Below are 15,875 nucleotides of genomic sequence, written 5' to 3'. Positions count from 1 at the left end.
CCGGTATAAAAATGGTATACAGCTAGGCATATTCCAGATTCGAAGATGCTCGATATACCACGATGTCGCTAACTGTCAGAAAGATCGAAAAAACCAAGCCGGGTGAGAAACCGATAGCGCTTTCGGACGGATTGGGACTCGAACTCAGGATTTCACCCAACGGCAGCAAGGGCTGGCGCTTTCGCTATGTACGCCCAAACGGCAAGCGCAACATGATGAGCCTGGGCAATTACCCCGAAGTCTCTCTGGCCGAAGCACGAGAAAAGCGCACCGATGCACGACGCCTGGTGGCTCAGGGCATCGACCCCGTTGAGCAGCGTAAACAGGAAAAACGGGAACAGCTCTACGCCACTGAAAACACCTTTCGCGTGCTGGCCGGCGAGTGGCACACCACCATGTTGCCCCGCTGGAAATCGACCTCCAAACGAGGCCCACAAAGCTGGGCGGCGCTTGAAACCCATGTCTTTCCCTATGTGGGTCAGCGCGCCATCGACGATATCAAACCCCTTGAATGGCTCGATCTGCTCAAGCGGCTTGAAGCCGCCGGTAAATTTGAACAGCGCCGCAAGATCCTGACCTTCTGCCGCGAGATCTACCGCTACGCCATCATTACCGGACGAGCCACCTACAACCCTCTGGCCGAATTGAACAGTGCACTACTGCGCCACAAGAAGCAGAGCTTTGCTCATATCTCACAGCATGAGCTGCCAGAGCTGGTGCAGGCGGTCAACGCTTACGACAAAAGCACGCTGATACGCTGTGGACTTCAGTTATTGCTGCTGACCGCAGTACGCCCTGGAGAGCTACGCAACGCCCGCTGGGAAGAGTTCAATCTGGTCGGCAAGGTCTGGAAGATTCCCGCCGAGCGCATGAAGATGGATCGCCCCCACCAGGTCCCACTCCCCTCTCAGGCTGTCGCCATCCTGCACGAACTATACGCGCTGACCGGGCGGTATAAGCTGCTGTTCCCGGGGCGCAACGATTCGACGAAACCTATTTCTGATGCCGCATTCGGCATGGCTCTAAAGCGTATGGGCTTTGATGGCCGGCATGTGCCGCATGGTACACGCCATGTAGTGGCCACTGGCCTAAAAGAGATGGGCTATCCGCGTGAATGGATCGAGATGCAACTCTCGCACAAGCTGCCGGGCATCGAGGGCGTCTATACCCATGCTGAGCACATGGCCGCCGAGCAAAGGCCGGCCATGATGCAGGCGTGGGCTGCCCATGTCTTCCCAAATAAATAGTTTTTCTGAATATGTTTAGCTTTGGCGAGAAATGCCCTAACTGCAGCGGCATAATGTTAATAAAATATCGAGGCTGGATTGCTCACGGCCATGATGTTGCTTTCATGTATTGCCTGGACTGCCGGGCACGCGTCAAAGCTGAATTGCAAACAAAGCCGGTCCGCACCTATCGAAGCCTAAAGACGCCTCGTACTCAGTCAACACATGACGATTACGAGAGACGACGCTCTGGGCCCAGACGCATGATAGGCAACTATGGTTACCATCCGGACCCAAAACCTAAAGGGTTGGGTATCTCCTGTTTGAAATGTGATAGCGATCTACGGATTCGCTCCAGCCGCCGCATTTTAAAAAACCGCAAAACAATCTATCTCGATTGCCTCAATCCTGACTGTGGCCAGCGCTTTAGCACTGATGTTCGAATCACCGCCCTGCCTCCGCTCGCGTATCACCTGACGTTCTACGGGTATGCAAGCCGATGGTACCGCCCGGGGATTTTCTAGGTTCTGTCTGAAAAGTCATGACTGCTAAGCTGCCCCTGTTCCTTGGACAAAAGACTATCATGGCAGGCTGTTGCAAGCTTTCTGATCGGTGCACCTGTCCCTCCTTGTAAGCCCCGTTAAATAGGTCTTTATGTACGCTGAACGCATTGTCAAATTTGGAGAGAAATTCTGGGGAAGGCTTGAGTTTACGATACTCCAAGGGGCGCTGGATTATGTTGAATATAATGAAGAAAGTCTGGCTTTTGAGATTCTGTGTGACCATATTTGCGAATATGATGTATCTATTACCGACGAGGAATATCGCGAGGCAATTCAACTGGCCTTGGATATGGGATTTGACTTGAAAGAGGGACCCTTCAATCATCTAAAGGGTTTAAAATCGTAGTTCTTTACAACGTGCATCGTTGGCTCTTTTAAACACTGATCCTCGGTTGGTGTTATTTTATCCGTGCATGGTTCACTAAATAGGAAACCACCAGGGCAGGCCGTTACGAGCCTTCATATCAGTGCTGGCACATGATCGCGGATACTATTTCTCCTTCGCCGCAAACTATAGATAGCGCAGCAGCCACGACTTTTCAGACAGAACCTGGCTTTCGCCTCACTAATCAGTAAAAGTCATCCCGGGTGAAATAAACCCCGGTGGGTCTCAGGTCATCCTTGTCAAAAGATACGAGATGACTCTTCCCGTGGATCGACACTGCATAGCCATAAATTACTCCGTCCTCCTCACTGATCCCCAAGACAGCTCCTTTCAAACCTCGATACTGGCCATCGGCGCAGATTTCGACCTCCTGGTAAAAACCGATTCTATCGCTAGGCATTGATCTTTAACTCCAGGCTCAAAAGAACATCATCAAGTGGAACTCATAGCGTGCGACATGGCCACGCTTTAGTTCTGAACTGATCCAGGCCGCTGCCGTCGACAGACCGCAGCGGCTTTTTTATACGCTGATGGCAACGAATGTTGTATTTCGTTGTAAAACTCGGGTTTTACAACTGGCGCCGCTCGAAGTCCCCGCCATCCCTTGGCAAGCTAATCCTGTCCCCGGCGGCACCTGCGCCGCTCGAATCAACCACGACAGGAAACGCCCATGACGGCATCAACACCATCCACCACCAGCGCCTGCCGGCACGTCGAGCGCATCCAGCTGGGCAACCGCCTGCTGCGCCGCCGTGAAGTGGAACTCAAGACCGGCAAAAGCCGTTCATCGATTTACAAGAGCGTGAGCGACGGCACCTTTCCGGCACCCGTACCGATTGGCGACAACAGCGTCGCCTGGCTGGAAGAAGAGATCGACGGCTGGATCGCCGAGCGACTGGCCCAGCGCAACACCGCCCTGAAAATGACTGCCCGACCGGAGGCCCGCGCATGAAACGCTTCACCATGAAAATCGGCAATCAGAGCATCGACTTTACCGAGGCTGACATGGAGTCGATGGATTCGGCCCTGACCGGCGCCGTCAACCTGCCTGGCCGCGAGATCGTGCGCGGCGGCAGCGAGCGCTTTGTGTCGGTCACGCAGCACAAGACGAGCACCACACCCGGCCATCACGCCGAACACCCCGCGAATCGTCACCTGCTGACCGACCTGCACCGGGGCCCCAGCATCGAGACCGATTGCTAGGCCGCGCCACCGCCTGACCCTCTGAACCAATGAATATCACCGCTGCCCGGTAGTCACCGGGTGGGGTTGGGGAGACTTTGTGCCCACAACACGCGAAAAAATCGAGACACGACGGGCTGCCGGGCACTTTTTTCGAGATCCGGCACCGGCCACCGGGACAAAATCGTCCCGCCATGGCTTGCCACGTCCTGGCCGGTCTGATTATGATGAAAGGGTCGCAGCAAAATCTGCGACCGGGCGTGAGAACCCGAGTTCACAAAGGCGCAGTAGCGCCCCCAATAGCATTGCAGGCGCTTTTTTTGTGCCCGCAACCTGCTGTTATGGCGGCTGTGCATGGGCAGACTTCGGTCTGGCCGGTTTCCTTTGTGGCCGGTTTCTCACCCCGTGCACAGTCGTCTCCAAGCGCGTGAGAACGTTTGGCGACGACTCCGAATCACACAAAGGAGTCCGTCCCATGGCTATTCATGCCTCTAGTGCGTCCGCACGTCCGCAAAATTCCCATACTGAAATTCCCGCTTCCCAGAAAGCCATTGCCCTGATCGGCTCGCGTCTGATCGAGCTGCGTGTGAACCGCCGTCTGGATCAGTTTGCCGAACTGGTGGGCATGGCCCGCATGGCCCACACGCTGGGCGTTATTTCTGCCGCCGACTACACCGACCTGCTCTCGGATCTGAATGACCTGATCAGTGAGGGGGTGGCCCGTGGCTGATCAATACGTCCCCCTGACCGCTCACCCGACCCACAAGCGCCCGGCCATGCTGATCGACAGCAAGGCGAGCTTTGAAGAGCTGTACGACTGCGCCGGCCTGCGACTCTCTGCGGCCCGCGACATGCTGTTCACCGTTACCACCCTGGGCAGTGAAAGCAAGGGCGGTGCCGTCGATGGCCGCGACCTGTCCAGCATCGCTCACGCCGCCTATCTGCTGCTCAACGACGCCGACGACCTGATGAATGCCGTGGGTCACGCGCACAGCCGGGAGGTGGCCCATGGCTGAGCACGAGACCTTTTCGAAGATTCGCCGTGTCAGCGCGGCGGCGCTGGAATACGCCGAGCTGCTGCTCTCCGAGTGGCTGCCGGAAGGCAAGCGACAGGGCAGCGAGTGGCAGGCCCGCAATACCGTCCGGGGTGATCGCCACGCCGGCTCCTTTGGGGTATCGCTGACCAGCGGCAAGTGGAACGACTTTGCCGACCGTGACGCCCGGGGCAGTGATCTGGTGTCCCTTCTGAGTTACCTGCGCGGCTGCCGGCAGGTCGATGCTGCCATGGAGATCGATGCGCGGCTGGGATTGGGCGTCTTTCGCACTGCAAGAAATGGCGTTCCCCTCGCGTCCTCGCCGGTACTGGATCAAGCGGCCATCGAGGCGTTTGATACCCGCCAAAAGGCCATGGAACAGGAGCAGGCCCGCAACCGCGAGGCCGCCGCCGAACGCGCCAAGCGCTACTGGGACAGCGCCAAGCGCGCCAGTGCCCACCATCCCTACCTGATCGCCAAACGGCTGCCGGTTTATAACCTGCGCCAGTCCGGGCGTGGCTGGCTGATGGTGCCGCTGTACGCTGATGGCGAGCTGGTCAATCTGCAATGGATCATGCCCAACGGGCGCAAGCGCTTCCTGAAAGGCGGTCGGGTGACCGGCGCCTACTCGCTGATCGGCGACCTGATCCCCGGCGGGCGGCTGTTCGTCTGCGAGGGCTGGGCCACCGGCGCCACCCTGCACCGTCTGACCGGTGACCCCGTGGCGTGCGCCATGAACGCCGGCAATCTGGAAGCCGTGGCGCTCTATATGAAAAGGGCGCTCAACGGCTCGCTGGAACTGGTAATCGCCGGCGACGACCGGCACACCGAAGGCAACCCGGGCAAAAAGATGGCGAATGACGCCGCGGTCGCCGCTGGCGCGCTGGTGCTGTACCCCAAGTGGCCGGAAGGCGCCCCGGAAGATGCTACCGACTTCAACGACCTGTACTGCTGGCACCGTCAGCGCATCGAGGCCGAAAGCAAACGTGATCGGGCGCAGGCCGGTAAACCCCACGCTCGCCAGAAGAAAGACACCGGCAAGGGCAAAAGCACCAGCCAGACAGGGGGTGCCCAATGAGCCAACAGGAACCGCACCTCTCACTGGTGGGCAACCCCAACGTGCCCGAGCGCGAAGGCATCACCCGGCCCGGCTTTGCCACCTACGACGGCCCGGTGAACATCGACGGGCGACTCTACCGTGCCGGCACCTGGTATCACGGCATCAAGCAGACCTCGCCGGACGAACCCGGCCAGCCGTTCGACCTGTGGATCTGCTCGCCGCTGTATATCGAGGCCGAGACCATCGACAGCGACGACGGCAGCATCGGGCGGCTGGTGCGCTTTTATCACCGGGGCCGCGAACTGGAATACGTCATCCCCATGGAGGCACTGGCCGGCAAGGGTGACGACGTATTGAAGCCGCTGATGCGACAGGGGCTGATCGTCGATTACCACCACCGCAAGTACATTCCGGCGTTCGTGGCCAGCCACCACACCCCCGATGTGGTGCTCGAAACCACCACGCGGCCCGGCTGGCATGAGCGCAGCGGCGCCTTCGTGCTGCCCGAGCGGATCATCGGCAGCACCCGGGTACGGTTCCAGAGTTCGGGGCGCGAGGCGAAGATCTTCGACACGAAAGGCACGCTTGTCGAGTGGCAGACGGACGTGGCCACCCCATGCCTGGGCAACCCGGTGCTGATCCTGTCGGTCTGCTGCGCACTGGCCGGCCCGCTTTTGAAAAAGGTAGGCGTCAACGGCGGCGGCATTCATCTGGTGGGTGATTCCTCCAGCGGCAAGTCACTGGCACAGGACGTGGCCGCGACTGTCTGGGGGCCACCGGATCGCTTCAAGGTGTCGTGGGACATGTCCGGCGGGGGCGTCGAGATCGAGGCGTCCTCGCGCAATGACACGGTGATGATCAACGACGAGATGAGCCGGGCCAGCCCGAAGCAGATACAGGGCCACGCCTACGCGATTGCCAACGGCACCGGCAAGGGCACCATGACCCGCGAGCGCGAGGGACGCCCGAAAAACTACTGGCGTCTGCTGGCCCTTTCCAGCGGCGAACGTTCGCTCTCCGATCACGCGGCCATGGGCGGCAGCACGGCACACGCCGGCGCCGAACTGCGCATGGTGGACATCAACGCCGGCACCCGGAAATACCGCGCCTTTGATGATGTGCACGGTATGGATGGCGAAACCTTCCACCGCACCCTCACCGGCGCCGTGGCCAAACACTACGGCCATGCCGGGCCGGCACTGGTGGAACACCTGATCGATGAGGAAACCGCCAACGGCCTGCCGTGGCGCTTTGGTGAGATCCGCAAACGCTTCAACGTCACCAGCTCGCAGGCCGGGCGCGTCGCGGATCGCTTTGCGGTCATGGCACTGGCCGGGGAGCTGGCCAGTGAATGGGGAATCCTGCCGTGGCCACCGGAAACCGCCATTCAGGCCTGCCGGCTGCTGTTCATGGAATGGCTGGCCACCATCGGCGACGGCAACGCCGAAGATCGGCAAATCCTCACCGCGCTGGCCGACTTCATTGCCCTGCATGGCGACAGCCGCTTCTCGGACGTCAACGCCCAGATGGCCGCCCATGTGAATAGCCGCGCCGGCTATTACGAGATCGACAACGGCCAGCGGCTCTACCTGTTCAACCGCGCCGCACTGGTTGAAGCCGTTCCGGGCTACAGCCGCGACCGCATCCTTCGCACCCTGGGCATACATGACGTGCTGGCTCGCATGGATGAAGGGCGCAAACAGAAGAACTACCGCCTGCCCGGCGGCGGCAGTGCCCGCTTCTTTGTCATCGATCCCGACAAACTGGAACCCGTGGGCGGCGTCCAGTGAACCGGCTCACCTTCACCCCCGCAAACCGGGGCGGCCCCAGGGCTGTCCCCTCATCCACCACATGGAGACGCCCCATGACTGCTGCCAACGCCCGGACCACGACCAAAGCCACCCCACAGGAAGGAGCTGCCCCCATGGCCAGCCACATGACCCGACACGAACAGACCCGAAACGAGTACCTGAGCCAACGCGAGACGCTGACCGACCTGCAACAGCGCGTCGAGCGCTTCAGCAAGGGCGCAGCGGCGGCCCGGGAAGAAGCCGATAGCAACGATCGCCGCTGGCGCGACCTGCTGCGCGAGAGCAACGGTGAGCTGACCAAGGAGATTCGGCAGATCAAACGCTCGGTCAGTGAAAGCCGCGAGACCGCCGAAGAGCTGGAATCCATGTCCGGCGAATTGCAGGCGCCGCTGATCGAGCAGCACATCGCCGTGATCGATGCCCGCCGCAAGTATGAGGTTGCCCGGCAGCAAGCCTGGGGGCTGGAGGTTGAGCAGGCCTTCGAGAAGGCCACCGCCGCGCTGCTGGATCTGCCCGAGGGGCGCCATCTGCTGTCCCTGCTGCCGGAGGTCAAGCGCAAGACCGATCATGATGTGATGAGCGAGCCGAACCATCAGAATGACGGTCCCGCTGATCACCGCGCACGGATCGATGAGGAGCTGGCGAAGCGCTTCCAGCAGAAGCTGGCCGAACGCCTGATGGGGCTCACCCGCCGGATCGATCCGGAACAGGAGACGCCGGCAGCACCGGAAAGCCTGACCGTGCTGCGTGTCGTGCCACTACTGGCCTGCGAGCAGCAATACAGCGGCCCAAAAAACAGCCTTCAGCAGCGGGCGCTGCATCAGCAGACCCACTGAAAACGAGTCATGCCAACAGGAGCTGCCTTCGGGCGGCCCTTTTGCGTTTTGGCAGGGAACCCCTAAACCCCTTCGCTCGCCAAGGGAAAGGATCGCCAAAACCGGCGGTAAAGATGGCCAGACGATCCTTATCGAGCGCCGGAACGGTGAGGAAGAATCGCCACAGGAACCTGAATCGAGTGGCAACACTGGCAACAAGGCAACACATCGCTGAAAGCCGCGCCACAGGCGGGTTCCCGCGTTGCCAGTAAAACACTAAAGAGTGGCAACAACTGGCAACACCACACCATAAGGGGGCTTTTCACCCTCATTCTGTTGCCAGTGACTTTTTGACTGGCAACAGTGTTGCCGCTCTGGAACCCGCATGGTTGAGCCTTGTTGCCACTGTTGCCAGTGTTGCCACCCCAAAATCACAGATGTGAAAACGTATCAGGGGAATGGGAATCAGTCTCAACAAGAGAGAGTCAAGAAACGGCTGGGTTGAGGCATGATCATTTCGTTCTAGCGAGCGAAAAGGATTAGCGATTGACACTACTCTCTATTGACCGGGCTCAAGTCATTTAAGGGAGAGAATGATGTTCGAAGGATTCCAGCTTGAAATTGTTGAGTTGTCTGAAGCGACCCTGCGCGTCAGATACGGCGGCTCCGGCCCTCCGGTGCTGTTGCTACACGGTCATCCACGTACACATGCCACCTGGCACCGAGTCGCATCGCTACTGGCCCCCTACTACACCGTGATCTGCCCGGACCTTAGAGGTTTCGGCCAATCATCCCAGCCGGCAGATACGCCGGATCATGCAAATTCGTCAAAACGCGCCAAGGCACGCGACTGTATCGAGCTGATGCATCATCTTGGGTTTGATCGCTTCACGATTGTAGGGCACGACCGTGGCAGCTATACCGCCTTTCGCACTGCCATGGATTATCCAGACGCCATCGAGCGCGCCGCCATATTGGATGGCGTCCCGATTCTGGAAGCCCTGGAGCGCTGTGATGACCGCTTTGCCACCGAGTGGTGGCACTGGTTCTTCTTCGCCCAGCCAGAGAAACCGGAACGAGCCATTCTTGCCGATCCCGATGCATGGTATGGCGGCAGCGAAAAAGCCATGGGAGTTGAATCCTACGCCGACTTTCGAAAAGCCATCCACGATCCGGATGTTGTGCACGGCATGATCGAAGATTACCGCGCAGGGATGAGCATTGATCACCTGCATGACAGAGAGGATCGAGAGCAAGGCCGGCGACTCCAGTGCCCTACCTTGGTGCTGTGGTCACTGCGTGATGATCTGGAGCGACTTTATGGCGATGTGCTGGAAGTGTGGCGGCCATGGACGACCACGCTCACGGGTCGAGGTATCGACTGCGGCCACCATATGGCCGAGGAAGCACCAGAAGCACTGGCAAATGCCCTGCTCAGGTTTTTCAAGGAATAGAGATTAACCCTGCCCCTCCCATCACTTCCCCATCTCACGAATCAAACGTTCTGGTGACCGAGCCATTACCCCACATAACGTGGCGCCCGAAACAGGCCAAATCAGGACGTAATCATTCCACTCTGGCGAGCGAGGGGGTTCGTAATGGGTGCTCCTTTTGTCTCATCCACCCGTTACACAACTTTACTTAATCAGTGCGCTCGAATATTGTGCTGAAAAGACTTTTAGAGCTTGCCGAGGACCGCTAGGGCCACCCGTTTTCTGATCACAACGGCAACGTGCGCAGGAAAGCCGGCTTTTCACCCCGTACCGCCTTATGTGGCAGGTGTGAGATGCAAGGAAACGCAAGGCTTTTTGGGACCATAAAACCGCCGCGCGGCCCAGTACTGGCGCGGATCGGTGCCGTTTGCAAGGGTGCAATAAAACCGACCCATTTAGCGCGCAGGCGGGGCGGGGAGTCGACAGCGCGCCGGGCGAGTGAAAAGAATTATGGCCGACCAGCGTTTAAGCTCGTCGCATACTCTGGTGCTGGTCCTGTTTTTATCCACGCTTTGGCGAGCAACAGACGTAATTGTTCACTGATATAACCATCGGGATTTATCGAGCCGTAATCTGCCAGCGCACTAAATGGATGTGCTTTGATGCTACGTCACATAGGATGCCAAGGCTCGCCTTTACCGGGCTGCGAGGGCGACTAGAGGGCCTAAAAAATAATGCGCTTACTGACGCCCGACACAAGGGGGGCGGTGGGTTTGAATAGAGCAACGAGTGGGGTGCGGCCAGCTGATGTAGAAAATTTTTCGGCAGGCTTTTAAAAAGCTGACCACTTGCAACCAAGCGCACATAGTCTGAGGAAGGGCGCATGCACGTTCAAATCAATAAACGAGCACTCAGTCTAATTACCTGTTACCTATCTATTTGGAGCAAATATTAGTGCAGGGTTTTAAAGAAATTTTGGATCTGCTTACAAAAGCGAAGGACATAAGACTAAATATAGCCATATTTGTTGTTTCGTTAGCGATTCTAGCTTGTACCTCTAAAGATTTAGTCGAAATTGACCCTGTGACTAAAAAATTCTTAAGAGGATTGGTGTTTATTACCTTGGTTCGATTGGTCTACAGTTTAATAGGGCTCATATACTCTTCTTTCCAGAACCGCCAAAAAGAAAAAGTAAAATTGGAAAAGGCTGCCGAAAATGCCAGAAACGCAGAATCCGAGAGCTTAAAAAATCGAGAAAACATACGCAGTGCATTTAAAACACTGGACATATTCCAGCTTTATATAATCCAAGAACTAAAAAGGCAAAATCATGTTCAAATCAAAAAAGGAGCACCTTTATTCACATTAAAAAGCCTTAAAATTATTTACACACCAGCTATTGGAGAACATTATGAATCCGCATCACTAACTACTATAGCAAAGGATATTTTGGATAATGAGCTATGGCGTAAATTTGACGAAATTAAGTTCAATTCATTAGTTAGATTCTTTGAAGGTATCCAGGCAGAAGATGCACGGTACTTCCAAGAGTTTCTCTCTAGAAGCTCTATAAAAACAAAGAGATTAAATCGCACATCGACTGGCAGTCAATACTATGACAATGAGCGGATATTTTCGAGCTATTCAAAAAGCATAATATTTGCTCAACCTCAAAGAAACTACACTTATGTCATTGACCCCATGGCTAAATCTGCAATTGAAACAGTTTTTACGAAAAAACCAGAAGAGAGCAATGGCTAACAAGCCACTACTGAACCCCCATAAATCGCGGCTTGAGCCTTGATTTTATACTCAAAGTAAACAGAGAGAAATCATGTTCATTCATAAAGTCATCAGTTTCAAAAATTCATGGAATAGCACATGCGAAAAAAACCCTTCCGAATTATCTGAAATCATGGATGCACTTGATGATTTTATTGCTGGCAGAGTTGAAATTGAGACTGAATCTGGCAGGAAGAACCCGCGCGAAGAATGGGAGAAATCGCTATATGACAGGGGATGGGAGCTTATTGATAGAACACATTATTCGTCAGATGGCAGACGAATAAATATTGGAAGGCTTGGTCCGACAAAAAAAGGCCTCAGCGTTTCATTTCCGTTTGGTAGTTTTGATCACCTAAGCCGATGGCTTTTCCAGCAGAGTGCTGTAGCTGTGAAGCACGGACTTATAAAACTTCCAATCATGTTAATACCAATTCGTGATTTTGCACGAAATGCAAATTCCCCTTGGATGAGAAGGGAAACATTTGAGATGAATTTGGGGCAGCTTGAGCTTTTGTCGCCTCTAAGTCATCAATACCCCTTCTTAATAATTGGATATTCAGATCATATAATGATTGAAGATCCTGAAATCATTGAACTTGAGGCAGATGCTTATGTCGAGCAAAACAGTTCGGTTGTGGATAGATGCATTGTATTCCCTCCAGAATATCATCAGGCTGGCTTAGATATTCTAAATTTCTTTGGGACTTATCTTAGAGAGCAATATCCTGAAGAAAGCGCCTCAGTAAAAATTGAACAAAATGGTTTAAATGTAAGAATGATCATAGAGACTGAGAGCGGTCATTCAGAAACAGTTGAAAAGGCATTACATGAATACGAACTGATTGTTTCTGGAGTTGAACCACCTGAAAAGTTCGCTAAGAGTGATAAGCTTATTCTTGAACTCAAGAACGAGCTAAGAATTGCACAATTTAGGCTTGAGTCACAGCAAGATTTAATTGGAATGCAGAACAATCGTATAGATCAACTGCTTAGCATTGTAGGTAATGGATTATCACAAAAGCATCAGGTTTCAATTGACTTTAAACCTGAAATAACATTGTCAAGTAATGTTGCAATAAATCATGATATAGCATCGGCTTTGGGAAGTATAAATGAGCTTATGGAAGAACTACCAAGATCGAATGATGCATATTTCGCACTGAGTGAGCTCGAGGGTTCATTAGCGACTGTTGAAGCTGATAACGACCCTGCATCTGTCCGAAAATCGCCTGCCATGAGTAAATTTAAGCGGCTAATTGATAAAGTTGTTGATGATGGTAGCGAGATTCACAACGCCATAAATAAAGTAGAATCTGGCTGGGAAATTTTTAGTGAAATAGCCGCCAAATATAATAAAATAGCTGAGTGGTGCGGCCTGCCAGTTGTTCCATCGTTAATTATAAAAAAACCCTAAAACCCTCTGTGCAGTGACCAATTTTTCGCCGCTATGCGGCTCCAATCGGCGCTTGAGACGGCCGTTATATCTATTCTAGCGTCATGCCTTCCCTGGCCGTAAGCGGCCAGCCCTGCTCGCGCTGGCATGATTCGGATCCCCCCCCCAATAAGCAATCAATGCAGCTTAATGGTATATCTCTTGGTATAACCATTATTAACACAAAACAATTATTCTAAAAAAAACAGTAGCTTATACCAAAAATCGAATCCTGCTGGGCGCCAGCCCTTCCCTCATGCTTCAAACCTGATCGTCCTCGATCATTCGTTTTCCCATCATCACGACCCCGTTTTCCTCAAAGCCCGGTGCACGGTAATACGCCTCCAGCACCGGCTGACCACAGCGCACCATCAGCATGATTTTCCGCTTGCCAACCAAAACACAGCCATGACCGCATCGCCGCCTGTTGTGATCCACCGTCAGGTAATAGAGCCAGTCACGGTGGCTGCTAAACCCCACCATGGTGGAAGCAATCACCCGCTCTTTTCATCAATGCCAACCAGACACCACACCGGGTTCTCACTGCATTTACACTCGCACAATCATTCAGAGATGGAAGGTTCGGATGCGCCGCCGTCCGGGGTTCGCCACTGCGACAACAGGGTGTCGACAAAACGTTCTGCCGCCGGGGACAGGTGGCTGTTGCGATGACGCACCAGACCCAGCGTTCGGCGAATCACAGGGTCAATCAGGGGACGCTGTATGAGCGTTGCATGCTCCTGTCGCGGCATGGCCAGACGCGGCACGGCGGCGACGCCCAGCCCGGCCTCGACCATGCCCAGCGACGTCGACAGATGCTGCACCTCGAAAAACCAGGTCGGCCTGTTTTCCAGAGAAGCCAGCTCGTGGTCAATCAGCGTTCGGTTGCCACTGGCGCGCCCGACCCCAATCATCCGGTGCCGGCTCAGTTCACTCCAGCGCACCTGCTTGCGCGAGGCGAACTCATGATCGGATCGGCAGGCCAGCACAAAGGGCTCCACGACCAGCGGCGTGAACTCGATGTCCGGGTGCTGTCCGCTCAGCATGTTGATGCCGACATCGGCTTCACCGCTGAGCACGGCTTCCAACCCCTCATTGGCGCTTGAATCCAGCAGGCGGATACGAATGTTGGGGTACTGCGTATTGAAGTCGCGGATGACCGAGGGCAGAAAATAGAAGGCCGCCGTCGGGATACAGGCCAGCGTGATCTGCCCGATCCGGTGTTCCGCCAGGGCCTTGATATTAAAGACGGCGTGATCGAAATCGTCGATCAGGCGGCGTGCCTGAGGATAAAAATCCCTGCCTACCGCGGTCATGCCGACATGTCGGGTGGTTCTTGAAAGCAGCGATGTCCCCAGTGCCTGCTCAAGCTTCTGAATACGCCGGCTCAGCGCCGGTTGCGACACGTTGAGCGCTTCGGCCGCGGCGTGAAAGCTTTCCAGTTCCACCACCTTCAAAAAGGCCAGGATGTGTTGCAGCTCGTAATGCATTCCTCTGTCCTCTCCAAAAAAGCTCAGGGTTGGAGGATGAGCTTATCCCTCATCCCATGGCGACCTTATCGTTTTAATTCTCTCCACGCATCAATAAAGCAAACAGTTGCATTGGAACAATGAAAACAAGCATGCGATTTTCACCTCCATCCGAAGCTGAACGCTTGCTGCCAGGAATCTACCGATGCATGCCATTCCCTGTGTTTTGATGCGTGGCGGGACCTCGAAGGGCCCCTTTTTTCTTGCCGGCGACCTTCCTGACAATGAAGACGCTCGCAATGAGCTGCTGTTGCAGTTGATGGGCTCTGGCAATGAGCTTGAAATAGATGGCATTGGTGGCGGGTACCCTCAAACCAGCAAGGTCGCCATTGTCGGGCCGTCATCGACAGAGGGCGTCGATGTTGACTATCTGTTTGTGCAGGTCATGGTCGAACAGCGCTGCGTGGATGTTTCCCCCAACTGCGGCAACATGCTCAGCGCCGTGGGGCCGTTTGCCATCGAGAAGGGGCTGGTAACGCCCTCAGGCGATACCACCTGTATCCGTATTCGTAACGTCAACACCAATACGCTGATAGACGCGACCGTTCAGACCCCCAACGGTCAGGTTCGCTACGATGGCGACGCCGCCATTGATGGCGTACCGGGCACGGCTGCCCCCATTCATCTGACGTTTCTGAATGCCGTCGGTGCGCGTACCGGCAAGCTGTATCCGACCGGTCAGAGCCGGGATACGTTTGACGGTGTTGAAGTGAGCTGCGTGGATGCGGCCATGCCCATGGTCCTGATCCATGCCTCGTCACTGGGCAAGCGAGGCGATGAAGCCCCGGGCGAGTTCGATGATGACAAGGCCTTCATGACACGGCTGGAGCGCATTCGACGCCAGGCCGGGCTGGCAATGGGATTCGGGGATGTCAGCGACAAGGTAATTCCCAAACCGGTCCTGATCAGCAACGGCGATCCTCATGCCCCGCTGACCGTGCGTTATTTCATGCCACATCGCTGCCACAAGGCACTCGCCATTACCGGTGCCGTGGGGCTGGCCATCGCCTGCAGCAATGGCGACAGTCTGATTCGTGATCTGATTGATCCAGAGACGCTCAAGGGAGAGATGGATATTGCCCACCCCAGCGGTCGACTGAGCGTGGCCATGACACCTGATGCCTCCGGGCAGGCGCCGATCTGTTCGCTGCTTCGTACGGCCAGACGCCTGTTTAGTGGCGATGTGTTTGTTCCTGACGCCAACGATTAACGACATCTCTAGTCGTGTCGCCTTCAAGCGCCCTTTCAAGGGCGCTTTTTCATGTCGGCCCTCAAGGTTTTCAGGCCCCGCCCCGCTCTGATCAGGGCAAATATCCCCGATGGCCTCTTAAACATTGGTATATAGCCGGCCTGAAAATTGGGAATCCCGAATTCCACCCCCTTCGCGCCAGGCCCTGCCCTGACGGGGCCGATGAAAACCTGCCACCTATTAATGCAATAAAGACATCAAACGCGCCAATTGAATGCATTGGCACGATTGATGGCAACTATGCAAGCTTGTCGCCTAACCACTGCGCCGGGCATGCGTCAGCGCAGAACTCATTAAAACAGTGCATGAGGTGAGCGATGTCTGATCGCAAAAAACGGCACCGGCCGCCATACATACGAGTGCTGATGCTG

The 15,875-nt window shown here is 55.4% G+C and carries 16 protein-coding genes; 14 read left to right on the top strand and 2 right to left on the bottom strand.

The features are described from left to right. Positions 1-62 precede the first annotated feature (62 nt). From Q0931_RS02555 to Q0931_RS02500, 13 genes are all read left to right on the top strand, one after another. On the top strand, positions 63-1,247 hold the full coding sequence (locus Q0931_RS02555; protein ID WP_299256949.1) for an integrase arm-type DNA-binding domain-containing protein: 1,185 nt from the start codon (positions 63-65) through the stop codon (positions 1,245-1,247). Between the two features lie 11 nt (positions 1,248-1,258). Then, positions 1,259-1,750, top strand: coding sequence for an ogr/Delta-like zinc finger family protein (locus Q0931_RS16705; RefSeq protein WP_366941559.1), 492 nt, complete (start codon positions 1,259-1,261; stop codon positions 1,748-1,750). A gap of 130 nt (positions 1,751-1,880) precedes the next feature. Beyond that, complete coding sequence (locus Q0931_RS02550; RefSeq protein ID WP_299256947.1) at positions 1,881-2,135, top strand: MafI family immunity protein; 255 nt, start codon at positions 1,881-1,883, stop codon at positions 2,133-2,135. 709 nt (positions 2,136-2,844) lie between these two features. Beyond that, the gene (locus tag Q0931_RS02545; protein WP_299256945.1) at positions 2,845-3,126 is read left to right on the top strand and encodes an AlpA family transcriptional regulator; all 282 of its coding nucleotides are present in this window, start codon (positions 2,845-2,847) and stop codon (positions 3,124-3,126) included. Continuing rightward, positions 3,123-3,377, top strand: coding sequence for a hypothetical protein (locus Q0931_RS02540; protein ID WP_299256943.1), 255 nt, complete (start codon positions 3,123-3,125; stop codon positions 3,375-3,377). Before Q0931_RS02545 ends, Q0931_RS02540 begins: the two co-directional genes overlap by 4 nt. Positions 3,378-3,831: 454 nt before the next feature. Further along, positions 3,832-4,086 carry a hypothetical protein gene (locus tag Q0931_RS02535; RefSeq protein ID WP_299256941.1) on the top strand — a complete coding sequence of 85 codons (255 nt, stop codon included), beginning with the start codon at positions 3,832-3,834 and terminating at the stop codon, positions 4,084-4,086. Then, complete coding sequence (locus tag Q0931_RS02530; protein ID WP_299256939.1) at positions 4,079-4,372, top strand: hypothetical protein; 294 nt, start codon at positions 4,079-4,081, stop codon at positions 4,370-4,372. The genes Q0931_RS02535 and Q0931_RS02530 overlap by 8 nt, the downstream gene beginning before the upstream one ends. Continuing rightward, a complete protein-coding gene (locus tag Q0931_RS02525) occupies positions 4,365-5,468 on the top strand; it encodes a toprim domain-containing protein (RefSeq protein ID WP_299256937.1) in 1,104 nt (367 codons plus the stop codon). The genes Q0931_RS02530 and Q0931_RS02525 overlap by 8 nt, the downstream gene beginning before the upstream one ends. Then, a complete protein-coding gene (locus Q0931_RS02520) occupies positions 5,465-7,240 on the top strand; it encodes a DUF927 domain-containing protein (protein ID WP_299256935.1) in 1,776 nt (591 codons plus the stop codon). The genes Q0931_RS02525 and Q0931_RS02520 overlap by 4 nt, the downstream gene beginning before the upstream one ends. A gap of 74 nt (positions 7,241-7,314) precedes the next feature. Continuing rightward, on the top strand, positions 7,315-8,097 hold the full coding sequence (locus Q0931_RS02515; protein WP_299256933.1) for a hypothetical protein: 783 nt from the start codon (positions 7,315-7,317) through the stop codon (positions 8,095-8,097). Between the two features lie 575 nt (positions 8,098-8,672). Then, positions 8,673-9,530 (top strand): alpha/beta hydrolase, encoded by an 858-nt coding sequence (locus Q0931_RS02510; RefSeq protein WP_299256931.1) that lies wholly within the window; start codon positions 8,673-8,675, stop codon positions 9,528-9,530. 933 nt (positions 9,531-10,463) lie between these two features. Next, positions 10,464-11,270, top strand: coding sequence for a hypothetical protein (locus tag Q0931_RS02505; RefSeq protein ID WP_299256929.1), 807 nt, complete (start codon positions 10,464-10,466; stop codon positions 11,268-11,270). 73 nt (positions 11,271-11,343) lie between these two features. Continuing rightward, complete coding sequence (locus Q0931_RS02500; protein ID WP_299256927.1) at positions 11,344-12,708, top strand: hypothetical protein; 1,365 nt, start codon at positions 11,344-11,346, stop codon at positions 12,706-12,708. 279 nt (positions 12,709-12,987) lie between these two features. Here the strand turns inward: Q0931_RS02500 and Q0931_RS02495 are convergent, their stop codons facing one another. Beyond that, positions 12,988-13,209 carry a DUF2845 domain-containing protein gene (locus Q0931_RS02495; RefSeq protein ID WP_299256925.1) on the bottom strand — a complete coding sequence of 74 codons (222 nt, stop codon included), beginning with the start codon at positions 13,207-13,209 and terminating at the stop codon, positions 12,988-12,990. An 80-nt stretch (positions 13,210-13,289) separates the two neighbouring features. Then, the gene (locus tag Q0931_RS02490; protein ID WP_299256924.1) at positions 13,290-14,216 is read right to left on the bottom strand and encodes a LysR family transcriptional regulator; all 927 of its coding nucleotides are present in this window, start codon (positions 14,214-14,216) and stop codon (positions 13,290-13,292) included. A 184-nt stretch (positions 14,217-14,400) separates the two neighbouring features. Here Q0931_RS02490 and Q0931_RS02485 point away from each other — a divergent pair, with 184 nt between their 5' ends. Beyond that, complete coding sequence (locus Q0931_RS02485) at positions 14,401-15,465, top strand: 4-oxalomesaconate tautomerase (protein ID WP_299256922.1); 1,065 nt, start codon at positions 14,401-14,403, stop codon at positions 15,463-15,465. Positions 15,466-15,875: the final 410 nt, after the last annotated feature.

It is taken from the genome of uncultured Kushneria sp. (assembly GCF_947497025.1).
Classification (GTDB): Bacteria; Pseudomonadota; Gammaproteobacteria; order Pseudomonadales; family Halomonadaceae; genus Kushneria.
This window is presented reverse-complemented; position numbering and strand designations above follow the sequence as displayed.

Excerpts from the sequence above, each read along its gene's own strand:
- Q0931_RS02535 (WP_299256941.1), top strand. The coding sequence starts at position 3,832 with ATGGCTATTCATGCCTCTAGTGCGTCCGCACGTCCGCAAAATTCCCAT.
- Q0931_RS02525 (WP_299256937.1), top strand. The coding sequence starts at position 4,365 with ATGGCTGAGCACGAGACCTTTTCGAAGATTCGCCGTGTCAGCGCGGCG.
- Q0931_RS02495 (WP_299256925.1), bottom strand. The coding sequence starts at position 13,209 with ATGGTGGGGTTTAGCAGCCACCGTGACTGGCTCTATTACCTGACGGTG.
- Q0931_RS02555 (WP_299256949.1), top strand. The coding sequence starts at position 63 with ATGTCGCTAACTGTCAGAAAGATCGAAAAAACCAAGCCGGGTGAGAAA.
- Q0931_RS02490 (WP_299256924.1), bottom strand. The coding sequence starts at position 14,216 with ATGCATTACGAGCTGCAACACATCCTGGCCTTTTTGAAGGTGGTGGAA.
- Q0931_RS02545 (WP_299256945.1), top strand. The coding sequence starts at position 2,845 with ATGACGGCATCAACACCATCCACCACCAGCGCCTGCCGGCACGTCGAG.
- Q0931_RS02510 (WP_299256931.1), top strand. The coding sequence starts at position 8,673 with ATGTTCGAAGGATTCCAGCTTGAAATTGTTGAGTTGTCTGAAGCGACC.
- Q0931_RS02540 (WP_299256943.1), top strand. The coding sequence starts at position 3,123 with ATGAAACGCTTCACCATGAAAATCGGCAATCAGAGCATCGACTTTACC.
- Q0931_RS16705 (WP_366941559.1), top strand. The coding sequence starts at position 1,259 with ATGTTTAGCTTTGGCGAGAAATGCCCTAACTGCAGCGGCATAATGTTA.
- Q0931_RS02550 (WP_299256947.1), top strand. The coding sequence starts at position 1,881 with ATGTACGCTGAACGCATTGTCAAATTTGGAGAGAAATTCTGGGGAAGG.
- Q0931_RS02515 (WP_299256933.1), top strand. The coding sequence starts at position 7,315 with ATGACTGCTGCCAACGCCCGGACCACGACCAAAGCCACCCCACAGGAA.
- Q0931_RS02485 (WP_299256922.1), top strand. The coding sequence starts at position 14,401 with ATGCATGCCATTCCCTGTGTTTTGATGCGTGGCGGGACCTCGAAGGGC.
- Q0931_RS02500 (WP_299256927.1), top strand. The coding sequence starts at position 11,344 with ATGTTCATTCATAAAGTCATCAGTTTCAAAAATTCATGGAATAGCACA.
- Q0931_RS02520 (WP_299256935.1), top strand. The coding sequence starts at position 5,465 with ATGAGCCAACAGGAACCGCACCTCTCACTGGTGGGCAACCCCAACGTG.